Origin of the sequence: Sphingobium sp. SA2 (assembly GCF_032227065.1) — a bacterium.
Taxonomy (GTDB): domain Bacteria; phylum Pseudomonadota; class Alphaproteobacteria; order Sphingomonadales; family Sphingomonadaceae; genus Sphingobium.
Map to the genome: position 1 here is coordinate 996013 of NZ_JAPMXX010000001.1, position 12074 is coordinate 1008086.

Sequence of the window (12074 nt, forward strand, 5' to 3'; positions counted from 1 at the left end):
TGGCCTGCTTTTACTCCGCCATGCTGGCCTAAAATCCGACCGCCGTTGACACACGGGAAAGCGTCGCAGTGGCAGCCGCTATTTCAGCGGCCGGGCCAAACTGCTCTGGGAACCAACGCCCGACACCGATTTAATGCTGACCTACGAAATGCTGCGCGATCGCGGCGATTCACCGCCGAGTGTCAATGAGACGCCCGCCGGGTTTCTGTTCGACGTCGTTGGTTTTCCAGGCATCCAGACAACCGGAAAAAGCCCTTTTGAGACCGGCACGACATTATGTGCGGGTGACGCGAACAATGTCGGCAATGCTACCACGCCGACCTGCCCCGGCACGTTGCGGGGGCATCGCATCGATGTCGATGGACTATATCTGCGGGGCGAGCACAGGATAGATGGTGTCGGTGCGATAACGATGGTGGGTGGATACCGCCGTGTGAAATCGATCCTGCCGTCTGACTATACCGGCGAGAACGCCTTTCTCTTCGTGTCGACCCGCGACGATGTGCGCGAGCAATATAGTCTGGAAACCCGCTTCAGCTCCGATTTTTCGGACAGGCTGAAGATGACGGTAGGCGCCATGTATTGGGGACAGACGCTGGACGCCAACGCGACGTCTCTGCTGGGCTTCCTGCGTTTCCTTGGCGATCCCACGGCGCTCACCGATCCGAACCAGTCGACGGCGGACTATAAGGTCGATAGCTATGCCGTGTTTGGCGAAGCCGAATATAAGCTGGCGGACGCCTTCTCGCTGTTCCTGGGTGGACGGTATACGAAGGAGGAAAAGAGCTTCTCCATCCGGCCGCAGGTCCGCAGGTCCACGATCGCAACGGGGTTCTGGCCGGAATATTCCGATAGTGCCAAATTCTCCAAGCCGACGATCAGAGCAGGCTATCGCTGGGAAATTGCCGACGGGATCAACAATTATTTCACCTACAGCCAGGGCTATAAGTCGGGCGGCTATAATGAGCAGGCGATGTCGGCAACCTCTGCCCTGCCCTTTCGGGAGGAGACGGCGGACAGTTTCGAACTGGGGTTGAAAACGGAAACGCCCGATCGTCGCCTGCGCTTCAACGCCGCTGCCTTCTACGTGAAATATAATGATCTGCAGCGTGACACGGTCGTGCCGTTCATCGACCCCATCACGGGTCTGCCCGGCCAGGAGACACGCACGACCAATGCCGGTAGGGCCGAGGTCTACGGACTGGAACTGGAACTGGGTGCAGTGCCGGTCGATGGCCTGACGCTGGGCGCTTCGATGGGCTATCAGAAAGCCAGATATCTCGAATTCTTTACCGATATCGATGGCAACGGCACGAACGAGGATGCGTCTTTCCTCAAGTTGCGCAACGTGCCGAAGATTACGGCAAATGTCACCGCAAACTATGAATTTCCACCTGCAGCATGGGGGCAGATCAGCCTGAATGCAGATGCCAATTACCAGTCGGAATATGAATCGGTGACGCTCAACGCACCCTTCACGCAGGGGCAGGCGCGAACGCTGGTCGGGGCCAGCATCCACTGGTCCGATCCGTCGGAAAAATACCGAGTGTCGGTTTACGGACGCAACCTGCTCGACAAGGTCTACCGTGTTTCCGCCAATTCCGTCGCAGGGCTGTTCAACTTCACCAATTATGCGCCGCCGCGCTCCTTTGGTGTCGAATTTGCCGCGAAATTCTGAGCCACAAGATGACTTTAGCCTGTCCCCTCCCGATCGCCGTCATTGTCCGACGCGATCTGGACATACCTGCCGGGTCAGCGTGGCCGACCCGGCAAATTTTTCAGGCTGTGGGCGCGCCCGATGCCTTCAGGGACAAGATCGAACGCAAAACTTATCCGGTCTTGCGCACCGCCGAAGGGCAAGGTCGTATGCCACAGATAGGATGGGAACAGGATCATCCGCCCCGCCCGTGGTTCGTAGGCGTGGCGTGTGCCACCACCGCCCAGACTGTCGGGCAAGGCCCCAATCGCGAACCAACCCTGCTGCCCTTCGACCGTTTCTTTCGGCAAGGCGGGATAATAGACCCCCGACAGCCAGTTGGGCGCATGGATATGCGGTTCCACGGCGCCGCCCGGCGACAATATCGTTCCCCACATCGTCAGCGTCCAACGATCGGGCATCGCTTGTACGAAGGGGTGTGCGCTACGGACCAGACCCGCCAGATAGGCCTCAAGCTCGCCCGTCGCAATCTGCGCCAAGGCTTGCAACGCCGGTGTGTCGGCCTTCGCAAGGTCGTCGCTTTGCTGCCCTTTGCGGGTCACAAGACCGTCCGGTTCGAACGTCAGCGAAGCGTGGCTGCGCAGTTCGCCTTCCAAGGCGGCGTTGAAAGCGGCCATGGTGGAGAAACCTGGCGCGCTGTCGACATCCACGACCTTTACGAACCGATCAAGTCCGATGAGTTCGCGCCGTTCTTCGGCATGACCCAAATGATCGAGGGCAGCCGATTTGAGAGCCAGCGGGGTCGTCACGGTTGGCAATGCCGCAATAAGACGATCCGTCACGCCGACGGCGTCATCATATCGGCCCATGCGGATCAAGGCGCGCGCCAGGTTGACGCCCACGGGGTGGTTGATCGGCCCGGTTGCGAATGCGGTCGCATAAATAGCAACCGCTTCTTGCAGATTGCCCTTCGTTTCCAGCAGTCCGCCGAGCTGATTGGCCGCGCGCGTATGTCCCGGCAGGCGCTGGACCATCTGCACCGCGCTTGCTTCGGCCTCGCTCATGCGCCCTTCTGCGGACAGCGCGTCGACCAGATTAAGCGCCGCCTCGACATGATCGGGGCGGATCGAGAGCGCCTTGCGATAGGCAGCGATCGCATCGCCCTGCCGCCTCGTGCGCGCAAGCGCGACACCCAGATTGTTCCATGCTTCGAAATGCGCAGGATTGGCAGCGATAGCCTGACGCAATGGCGTTTCGGCCTCTTCGGCGCGATCCGCGGCGATCAGGCAGGAACCGAGATTGGCAAGCGTCACCGCCGATCCTGGGCGCAAGACAAGCGACCGTTGCAACGTCTCGATCGCCTCCGCAAATCGCCCGGCCTTCTTGAGCGCAATGGCGTGGTTGCCGAGGCGAGCGGGATTGTCCGGGTCACCGGCCCGCGCGCGCGCAAAGGCGTCCAGCGCTGCGGCATCGTCTCCCGTGCGCTGGGCGACCAGTCCCAGCAGCGTGAGAGCATCGGGATCATCATGGCGCTGAGCCAGCAGCGCCGCGATATGCGGCCGGGCCGCTGCCGGATCTGGCCCTTGCGCCAGCCTGACCGCCTTATCCAGCAAATCCGAATACATTGATCGAAAGGCCTCACAGATGATTGGCGTACTCATGCATGTCCGCACGAAGCCGGAAAAGTCAAACAGCTTTGCCGCGCTCGTCGCCCAACTGCAAAAGGACGTGCGGGCGAATGAACCCGATGTCCCGATCTTTCAGGTCATGCGCAGCCAGGACGACCCCGCGCTGTTCGTCTTCATCGAAGTGTTCGCGAATGAAGCGGCACGGCGTGCCCATGCGGACATGCCCTATCACAAGGCGATGTCGGTCGCAGGCTGGGCCTGTGTCGAGGGTGATCCGGACATCCGCCTGTTCACGCCATTGACCGATCATCACATTCAAGGAGACGCATAATGATCGCTTCGCTCGAAGGACGGGTGGCACTGGTGACAGGCTGCACCGGTGGCATCGGTTCGGAAATCTGCCGCACATTGGCCGAGGTAGGCGCTACCGTTATCGGCGCTGATATCGCTGCCGACGGAACCGCCTGGAGCCAAGGCATAGCTAACAGCCAATATCACCCGTTAGATGTCACCAACGAGGACGACTGGCAGAGGGTGGTCGCCGCCGTCGAGGCGGACCATGGCGCGCTGGATATTCTGGTGCATGTCGCGGGTATCGTGGTGGTCGAAAAGATGCAGAACACCAGCATCGAACAATGGCGCAAACAGATGGCCGTCAATGTCGATGGTCCGTTTTTGGGCACGAAAGTCGCGGCCGACCTGATGCAGCGTACCGGTGCCCAACGTCCCTTCGGCAGCTCCATCATCATCATTTCGTCGGTAGCGGGCATGATCGGGTCGCCGCTGCATACCGGCTATTGCGCATCGAAGGGCGCCGTGCGGCTATTTTCGAAAGCCTGCGCGATGGAGTTCTCGGCGCTTGGCTACAAGATTAGGGTGAACAGCGTTCACCCCAGCGGTGTGAACACCACCATGGTCGATCACATCCTGCAACGGATCGTCGATAATGGGTTCGCGGCGTCGGTGGAGGAGGCCGCCAAGGGCCTTGCCCCCGCCCATCCGATTGGGCGCATGGCCGATCCTATCGACATCGCCAAGACGGTGCGCTTCCTGGCCTCCGACGAGTCCGGCTACATGCATGGCTCCGAACTGGTGGTCGATGGCGGATATACCGCGCAATGACCCGCTTTGCCGGACAGATTGCGCTGGTCACCGGCGGCACGTCGGGGATCGGCGAAGCGGTTGTGCGGTCTTTCGCGGCGCAGGGCGCGAAAGTCGCCATTTTGTCCAACGCCCCCCAGGATGAACTCGACGCCGCGATAGCGAGTGGTAGCGTCGCGGCAGCCCGGCAGGTTGATATCGCCGATGCCGATGCGGTGGCGCACGCCGTAGCATCGATCGAAACCGAACTCGGCGCCGCCGACATATTGGTCAACAACGCTGCCATCTGGCAGCCCAATCCGGTGCCGGACAGTCCGATCGCGCTGTTCGACCGGCATATCGACGTCAATCTGAAAGGCAGCTTCTACGTCACCCAAGCAGTGCTTCCCGCGATGATCGCGCGGGGCGAAGGCCGCATCATCTTCGTCAGCTCGGTCAGCGGGATTGCGGGTCGTGCAGGCGATAGCGCCTATTCGGCATCGAAAGCCGGGGTCGCCATGCTGGCCCGCACCCTAGCGGCCGAACAGGGACCAAAAGGCATCCGCATCAATTGCGTATGCCCCGGCGCCGTCGCGACGCCCCTGACCGCTGGCCTGCGCACACCGGCGGGCGAGCAGGCGATCGCGGCGCTGATGGAAAACCTTCCCAGCCCCCGGCGCCAGTTCTTCATGGACCCGACGCAGATTGCCGACCTCATTCTCTATCTGGCCAGTCCCCAATCCAGCGCGGTCCATGGCGCTGTGATCGCCGCCGACGAAGGCCTGACCGCCACCATGTAATTCCATTCGAGGAGATTGAAGATGACCATCGAGCATGACGCCGGAAAAACGGGCGATCTTATCGTAAGCATCGCCGATGCCCGCGCACATGAGTTGGGACAGGGGACCACCATTCGCCTGCTGCGCTACAGCGAGGAGACGGGCGATTGGGTGCTGTGGGTCGAAATGCAGCCCGGCGCGACATTCGCACCGCACTGGCATCTGGGGCATGGCCAATATTTCGTCACGAAGGGCGAACTGCTCTACGATGTCGGGTCGGCACCAGCCGGAACCTACGGCTATGAACCGATCGGGTCGCGCCACAACGAAGCCCGGTGCGAGCAAGTGACGGAATATCTGTTCATGGGCCATGGCGCGGTCGCCTTTACCGGCCCGGACGGCGACGTACGCTTCATCCTGAACCATGAATTTCTGCGCGACCTCGCCCAAGGCGCGCTGGTCTCCGACATCTCGAACGAGGGCACCGACGCTGCCCTGGCGGCGGCTTGACCATGACCAACGCCCGCGTTGCGCGCCTGCGCGCCCAGCTTGCCGCAGAAGGTTTGAGTGCCGTCGTCCTCAGTCACCCGCATGATGTCCGATACGCTACCGGCTATCATTCGGTGCTGGAACGCTGGACACAGATGGAGCCGTTTGCCGCAGCGATCCTATTCGCCGATCCGGCCAAGCCCACCATATTAGTGATCCCGGAAGCCAATCTGGGCATCGTCGCGGTCCTCAACCGTCACGCGCCCACCTGCACTTTCGACGAGATCCGCACGTTCGACATGCTGAACTTCTGCGAGGTGAGCCGCTATGTCGATCCTGATCGCGCAAGCAGTCGCCTTGCCGATGATGCCATGGCGATTGCGGGTGCCATCCGCGGCACATGCCAGCCCGACATAGCCGCGGCCGTGACGGCGGCGATGGTCGATCATGGGCTGGTCGGATGTACGATCGGCTTCGACGAACATCGCCTCTCCGCTGCCGCCATGTCGGGGGCACCGCATGTCTATCGCGACGCGCTCGACCTGATGATGCGCGTGCGCGTGGTGAAGACGCCGGAGGAACTGGCGCGCTATCGCACGGTGGGCAAGATGGCCGATCGCGTCATCGCGCATGCCGGGTCGCTGCTTCACGAAGGGGCGGACTGGAACCATGTCCAGGCGGGCATTTGCGACTTCATGGTCCGCAACCAGGTCATTCCCGTCGATGAAGGTGCGATGCTCTTTGGCGGAAGCTATGATGGCGATGACTTTATCCCCGACCTGTTCCGCACCGCAGGGAATCGCCCGCTGCGCAAGGGCGACATTGTCATTCTCGAAACACAGGGAGTCCTCGACGGCTTCTGGATCGATATCAACCGGACCGCCGTCATCGGGACGCCCCCACAGGACTATCAACGGCTGCACGACATCTTGCGCGATGGCTTTCTCAAGATGGTGGACATGCTGCGTCCAGGCGTATCGACCAACAGCCTGCCTGCGATCGGCTACGACCATCTCAAGGCGCACGGCGTCGCTGCACCGGAAAAGCTGCTGGTTGTCGCCCATGGCATCGGCCTGATGCCGCTCGAAATACCGCTTCCCTATCCCGCTGCCGGGCTGGCGGGGGTGAAGCAGGGGTTCGTGATGGAAGAGGGCATGCTCATCAGCCTCGATAGCCTGTTCTTCGGCGCGAAGCTCGGCCCGTGCCACATGGAAAATGTCTACGCCATCACCGCTGATGGACCCGAACCCATGTACGCCGCGCCACTCGAACTGTTCGTGGCCGACCGCAGCTCTGCCTCCGCCGAAGCCGCCTTTGCCTGAAAGTCCTTATCCCCTGAAGGAATAGTCATGACCGATAGACCCAACGATCGCAGCCTTGAAAAATACCGCAGGATGTTGCGTATCCGCCATTTCGAAGACAAGGCGGAAGCCATTCATGCTGCCGGCGAAATTCCTGGCGCACTCCACACCTATGCCGGGCAGGAAGCCTCCGGCGTCGGTGCCTGCATCGCGCTGCGTAACGACGATTATATGGTGGGTACGCATCGCAGCCATGGTCATCCCATCGCCAAAGGGGCCAAGTTACGCCCGTTGATGGCCGAACTGCTCGGCAAGGCGACGGGCATCTGCAAAGGCAAGGGTGGCTCGATGCACCTGTCCGACTTTTCCGTCGGCAGCCTGGGCGAAACGAGCATTGTCGGGTCCGGCATACCGGTTGCAGCAGGTGCGGCGCTGGGGTCAAAGCTGCAAGGCAACGATCGCGTCGCGCTGTGCTTTTTCGGCGATGGCGCAACCAACGAAGGGGCTTTCCACGAAGGCATGAACCTGGCGGCGGTGTGGAAACTGCCAGCCATCTTCGTGTGCGAGAATAATGGCTATGCCGTTTCCACGCCAGCCTCCGCCGCAGTGCCGGTGAAGGACATAGCCGAGCGGGCAAAAGCCTATGCCATGCCCGCAATCATCGTCGATGGGCAGGATGTCGATGCGGTGGAAGCGGCCGTGACGGAAGCTGTGGAGCGTGCCCGTACCGGCGGTGGGCCGACCCTGGTCGAGACCAAGACCTATCGTTATGCCGACCATGCCGTGAACATGGGCCGCATCCTGCTGGATCGGGGGACGGAGGTAGACGAGTGGCGCAAACGCGATCCGCTCACGCTCTATCGTGCGCGCCTGCTGGAAGCGGGAGTCACCGCCGCCATACTCGATAGCATGGAGCAGGAGGTGGCCGACGAAGTCGCCGACGCCCTGCAGTTCGCGCGCGACAGCGCCTATCCCGAACAGGCCGATGCGTTTGACGATGTGTTCGTCGATCGTCTGCCCATCCCCGATTACCTGACCGCTTGAAGGCAAGGACCAGTTCATGACCAAGGCCACATATCTCGAAGCGATCCGCCAGGCACAACATGAGGAAATGTCGCGCGACAAACGCGTCTTCATCATGGGTGAGGACATCATCTGCAACGTGTTCGGCACCACCACCGGCTTCGTCGATTCCTTCGGTGTGGAGCGCGTGCGCGATACGCCGATTTCAGAAAATGGATTCATCGGCGCGGCGGCCGGTGCGAGCATGGTGGGGATGCGACCCATCGTCGATGCGACCATCGCCTCATTCCTCTATCCTGCCATGGATCAGATCATGAGCATTATCGCCAAGTCCCGCTATATTTACGGCGGACAGGCGACGTTGCCGCTCGTGATCCGTACATGCCTGTTCTACGGCAATTCCAACGCGGCGCAGCATAGCGACCGACCCTATTCGATGTTCATGAACGTTCCAGGTCTCAAGATCATGGTGCCGTCCAACGCCTATGACATGAAAGGCATGTTGAAGACCGCAATCCGTGATGATGACCCGGTCCTGTGTTTCGAAGACAGCACCTGCTGGACCAGCAAGTCCGAGATGCCCGACGATCCAGATTTCATCATTCCGTTGGGCAAGGGGGACATCAAGCGGGAAGGCACCGACATTTCCGTGATCGCCGTTGCCGGCGCGGTTCCGTTAGCGCTCAAGGCCGCGCAAGTGCTCGCGAAGGAGGGCATATCGATCGAAGTCGTCGATCCACGCAGTCTGGTGCCACTCGACAAGGCCCTCATTTTGAGATCGGTGCGCAAGACCGGCCGCGCGATCACGGTCGATCCCGCCCATCAGACATGCAGCGCCGCCAGCGAGATATCCGCCCTGATCGTCGAGCAGGCGTTCGACGCGCTGCGTGGCCCGGTATTACGGGTCGCGACAGCCGATACGCACCTGCCTTTCTCGCCCGCCATCGAAAAGGGGCTCTATCCCACCGTCGACCGCATCGTTGCGGCCGCTCGCACCCTTGTCGGTGCGGCCCGACCCGTTCCGGCATAGGAGGACGTCATCATGGCCAACATGAAGGTGCTGCTCCCCCAGTTCGGGATGGGAATGCAGGATGCCGATATCGTCCGATGGCTCAAGGGTGTCGGCGACAAGGTCGAGGCAGGCGAGCCTTTGGTCGAAGTGGAAGCGGCCAAAGCAACCGTCGAAGTGCCATCACCCGGTTCGGGAACCCTGACCGACATTCTGGTGGCGGAAGGCGAATCCGCCGATGTCCGCAGCCACATCGCGACGATCCTGGTCTGACATGCCAAGGACATGGCGCAAACGGCGGTGGGCCATTAGCGGCCTCATCTTGCTGGTCGCCCTTGCAGGTGCGGGCCTGTGGTGGCGCATTGCGCATCCGCCGTTGCCGCCTTTGTTCATTCCTACCCGCCTGCCCGCCCAGACCGCCTGGGCACAATGGGGGGCTACGGCGGCCGGCACGCGCTACACGGAAGCGGCGCAGATCGTACCGGGCAATGTCGGCCATCTCCAGGTCGCCTGGCGCTATTCGACGGGCGAACTGTCGCGTCGCCCGGAGGCGATACTGGCCAACAGCACCAGCGAGACCACGCCGATACTGGCCGCGGGTTCGCTGGTGACATGCACCCCCTTTTCCCGCGTCATCGCGCTTGATCCGGCCACGGGACGGGAGAAGTGGACATTCGATCCCAAGATCGACCCGAATTTCAAGCTGCCCGATCAATATATCTGTCGTGGCGTATCGCAATGGCGCGATCCCGAAGCGGCATCGGGCGCGCTGTGCGCCGAGCGCATTATCCTAGCCACAGTCGACATGCGCCTGATCGCGCTGGATGCCGGCACCGGGCGGACCTGCCCCGGATTTGGCCAAAACGGTACGGTGCGGATCGATCCGGGGCCACTCCATCATCCTGGCGAGGTCAAGCTGGCCGCACCTGCAGCGATCGCGGCGGGCAGCATCGTGGTCGGCACGTCGGTTCTGGACAATGTCCGCGCCAGCGCCCCGCGCGGCATCATTCGCGCCTATGATGTTCGGACGGGGCAGCCGCGCTGGACATTCGACCCTATTCCCCAGACGGGTGGCAGCGATCGCGACTGGATGGGCGATAGTCGCCTGAAAACCGGTGCTGCCAATGTCTGGTCGGTCATATCTGCCGATACGCAGCGCGGGCTGGTCTTCCTGCCCACGTCCAGTGCATCGCCCGACTATTATGGTGGCCAGCGTCCGGGTGACAACCGGCATGCCAACAGCGTCGTGGCGTTGAATGCCCGAACCGGTGCGCTCGTCTGGGCGCGCCAGCTGATCCATCATGATATCTGGGATTATGATACGCCCGCTCAACCGACCCTTGTCGACATCCAGCGCGATGGTCGCGCGGTCCCGGCACTGGTCCAGCCCACCAAGCAAGGCTATGTCTTCATCCTCGACCGCCGCACCGGTGCGCCCTTATTTCCCATCGACGAAGTGCCGGTGCCGCAAGGCGGCATGCCGGGCGAGTGGCTGTCACCGACGCAGCCGCGACCAAGATTGCCCAAGCCGATCGTACCGCAATCCGTAAAGCCGGAAGACGCATGGGGTTTTACCGCCTGGGACCGCGGGAAATGTCGCGACCTCATCGCCCGCTATCGCAGCGAAGGGCTGTTTACCCCGATCAGCGAACGCGGGACGATCACCTACCCCGCCGCTTCGGGTGGCGCGAACTGGGGGGCGGGTGCGATCGATCCTGCGCGGCAAATCTACTATATCAATTCCAGCCGCATCGCTTCCGTCATCCGGTTGCGTCGGCGCGCGCCGGGCGCCGGTGGGACCGTCAAGCTCTCGGCGACCGAAGACGTGTCCCCGATGGCGGGCACCCCTTATGAAGTGAAGCGCGAATGGTTGCTGTCGCCGTTGGGCGCCCCCTGTACCAAGCCGCCATGGGGCGGACTGACCGCGATCGACCTGCGATCGGGCCGCACGCTTTGGGACGTGCCGCTGGGCACCATCAACGACAAGGTCGCCGTACCGCTGCCCTTCGATCTCTCCTTGGGCACGCCCAATATCGGCGGGCCGATCGCAACGAAGGGCGGCGTCCTGTTCATCGCCGCAACCATGGACGGCTATCTGCGGGCGATCGAAATGGCCACGGGGAAGGAATTATGGCGCGACGCCCTACCCGGTGGCAGCCAGACGACACCGATGAGCTATATGGCGGGCGGGCGGCAATTCGTGGTCGTCGCGTCGGGCCAGCATATGTGGTTTCAAACCAAGCGATCGGATGAGATCGTGGCCTACGCCTTGCCGATGAAATGATCGCCTTCGTCGCGTTGCGCGCGGTTGGTAGACGCGCGCGACCCGATGTCGCTCAGTCCCAATGACATCTGCTTGTCCGCCAGCATGGCGATATAGCTACTACGAACAGGATCGATCAGGACGAGACCGGCGGTCTTGAGAAAATTGGCATGGAGTTCGATACGGCAGTGATCTTCATCGACGGCGCCCACCGCCCAGCGATGATAGACCAGAAATTCGGTCGCTACGAATTCTTGTGCGATGCGTTCGAGGTCGAGATCTTCGCGCGTATGCCCTTGCCGTATTTCGCGGTCCATCCAGTTGCGAAAGCGGTTATACGCCACGGATCGTAATTCGCGGATCGCATCGACACGCGGCTCCATGGAAAAATAGAAACCGATCACGACCCGCGCATATTCCGCATCACGCTGCATTTCCGACACCATCCAGTCGAGTTCATCGAAAACGACGTCTATGGTATAATCGCGCTGGCGACGGGCGATGGAGGCACGGACCTCGCGCAACCGGTCTGACACGGTTGCCAGAATTACGCCCTCTTTGTCGTCGAACAGCCTGTAAAGCGTTCTAGGTGCGACCTCTGCTTCCCGGCTTAGACGGTCGATGGTCAGGCCCGTCGTACCCCCCTCCCCCAGAATACGGTGCGCGCAGTCAATGATGCGCTGGCGCCGCTCAGTCATGATGGCGCTGGTATATTTCCGGCGACGCTTTGGCGCTGCTTCAATCGCGGCAATCGGATTTTCGAGTTGCCCGGCCGTGATGTTCGATTTGGAATTGTCTGCCATTCTCGTAACGACCCTACGCGGCAGGCCGGGCGCATTCAACTT

At 61.6% G+C, this 12074-nt stretch carries 12 protein-coding genes; 10 read left to right on the forward strand and 2 right to left on the reverse strand.

Features of this window, described 5'->3' with window-relative positions; genetic code table 11:
- Nucleotides 1-133 precede the first annotated feature (133 nt).
- Entirely contained in the window at nucleotides 134-1678 is a 1545-nt protein-coding gene (locus OVY48_RS04815) for a TonB-dependent receptor (protein ID WP_313921945.1), read from the forward strand.
- A 74-nt stretch (nucleotides 1679-1752) separates the two neighbouring features.
- On the opposite strand, the gene OVY48_RS04820 is transcribed toward OVY48_RS04815, so the two are convergent.
- A complete protein-coding gene (locus tag OVY48_RS04820) occupies nucleotides 1753-3282 on the reverse strand; it encodes a tetratricopeptide repeat protein (RefSeq protein WP_313921946.1) in 1530 nt (509 codons plus the stop codon).
- 19 nt (nucleotides 3283-3301) lie between these two features.
- Here OVY48_RS04820 and OVY48_RS04825 point away from each other — a divergent pair, with 19 nt between their 5' ends.
- The 9 genes from OVY48_RS04825 to OVY48_RS04865 are packed head-to-tail and all read left to right on the forward strand — an operon-like array spanning nucleotide 3302 to nucleotide 11250.
- Complete coding sequence (locus OVY48_RS04825; protein WP_069064413.1) at nucleotides 3302-3616, forward strand: putative quinol monooxygenase; 315 nt, start codon at nucleotides 3302-3304, stop codon at nucleotides 3614-3616.
- Entirely contained in the window at nucleotides 3616-4407 is a 792-nt protein-coding gene (locus OVY48_RS04830) for an SDR family oxidoreductase (RefSeq protein ID WP_069064414.1), read from the forward strand. Before OVY48_RS04825 ends, OVY48_RS04830 begins: the two co-directional genes overlap by 1 nt.
- Entirely contained in the window at nucleotides 4404-5165 is a 762-nt protein-coding gene (locus OVY48_RS04835) for an SDR family oxidoreductase (RefSeq protein WP_313921947.1), read from the forward strand. Before OVY48_RS04830 ends, OVY48_RS04835 begins: the two co-directional genes overlap by 4 nt.
- A gap of 21 nt (nucleotides 5166-5186) precedes the next feature.
- On the forward strand, nucleotides 5187-5654 hold the full coding sequence (locus tag OVY48_RS04840; RefSeq protein ID WP_313921948.1) for a cupin domain-containing protein: 468 nt from the start codon (nucleotides 5187-5189) through the stop codon (nucleotides 5652-5654).
- 2 nt (nucleotides 5655-5656) lie between these two features.
- Entirely contained in the window at nucleotides 5657-6955 is a 1299-nt protein-coding gene (locus OVY48_RS04845; protein WP_313921949.1) for a M24 family metallopeptidase, read from the forward strand.
- A 27-nt stretch (nucleotides 6956-6982) separates the two neighbouring features.
- A complete protein-coding gene (locus OVY48_RS04850) occupies nucleotides 6983-7978 on the forward strand; it encodes a thiamine pyrophosphate-dependent dehydrogenase E1 component subunit alpha (RefSeq protein WP_069064418.1) in 996 nt (331 codons plus the stop codon).
- A 16-nt stretch (nucleotides 7979-7994) separates the two neighbouring features.
- Complete coding sequence (locus tag OVY48_RS04855) at nucleotides 7995-8987, forward strand: transketolase C-terminal domain-containing protein (RefSeq protein WP_313921950.1); 993 nt, start codon at nucleotides 7995-7997, stop codon at nucleotides 8985-8987.
- A gap of 12 nt (nucleotides 8988-8999) precedes the next feature.
- Complete coding sequence (locus OVY48_RS04860; protein WP_313921951.1) at nucleotides 9000-9239, forward strand: biotin/lipoyl-containing protein; 240 nt, start codon at nucleotides 9000-9002, stop codon at nucleotides 9237-9239.
- A gap of 1 nt (nucleotide 9240) precedes the next feature.
- Entirely contained in the window at nucleotides 9241-11250 is a 2010-nt protein-coding gene (locus OVY48_RS04865; protein ID WP_313921952.1) for a pyrroloquinoline quinone-dependent dehydrogenase, read from the forward strand.
- Here the strand turns inward: OVY48_RS04865 and OVY48_RS04870 are convergent.
- Nucleotides 11229-12032 (reverse strand): TetR/AcrR family transcriptional regulator, encoded by an 804-nt coding sequence (locus OVY48_RS04870; protein ID WP_313921953.1) that lies wholly within the window; start codon nucleotides 12030-12032, stop codon nucleotides 11229-11231. The two genes, OVY48_RS04865 and OVY48_RS04870, sit on opposite strands and share 22 nt — an antisense overlap.
- Nucleotides 12033-12074: the final 42 nt, after the last annotated feature.

Coding starts and splice junctions, on each gene's coding strand:
- OVY48_RS04825 (WP_069064413.1), top strand. CDS start 3,302: ATGATTGGCGTACTCATGCATGTCCGCACGAAGCCGGAAAAGTCAAAC.
- OVY48_RS04815 (WP_313921945.1), top strand. CDS start 134: ATGCTGACCTACGAAATGCTGCGCGATCGCGGCGATTCACCGCCGAGT.
- OVY48_RS04865 (WP_313921952.1), top strand. CDS start 9,241: ATGCCAAGGACATGGCGCAAACGGCGGTGGGCCATTAGCGGCCTCATC.
- OVY48_RS04820 (WP_313921946.1), bottom strand. CDS start 3,282: ATGTATTCGGATTTGCTGGATAAGGCGGTCAGGCTGGCGCAAGGGCCA.
- OVY48_RS04830 (WP_069064414.1), top strand. CDS start 3,616: ATGATCGCTTCGCTCGAAGGACGGGTGGCACTGGTGACAGGCTGCACC.
- OVY48_RS04860 (WP_313921951.1), top strand. CDS start 9,000: ATGGCCAACATGAAGGTGCTGCTCCCCCAGTTCGGGATGGGAATGCAG.
- OVY48_RS04855 (WP_313921950.1), top strand. CDS start 7,995: ATGACCAAGGCCACATATCTCGAAGCGATCCGCCAGGCACAACATGAG.
- OVY48_RS04870 (WP_313921953.1), bottom strand. CDS start 12,032: ATGGCAGACAATTCCAAATCGAACATCACGGCCGGGCAACTCGAAAAT.
- OVY48_RS04850 (WP_069064418.1), top strand. CDS start 6,983: ATGACCGATAGACCCAACGATCGCAGCCTTGAAAAATACCGCAGGATG.
- OVY48_RS04835 (WP_313921947.1), top strand. CDS start 4,404: ATGACCCGCTTTGCCGGACAGATTGCGCTGGTCACCGGCGGCACGTCG.
- OVY48_RS04845 (WP_313921949.1), top strand. CDS start 5,657: ATGACCAACGCCCGCGTTGCGCGCCTGCGCGCCCAGCTTGCCGCAGAA.
- OVY48_RS04840 (WP_313921948.1), top strand. CDS start 5,187: ATGACCATCGAGCATGACGCCGGAAAAACGGGCGATCTTATCGTAAGC.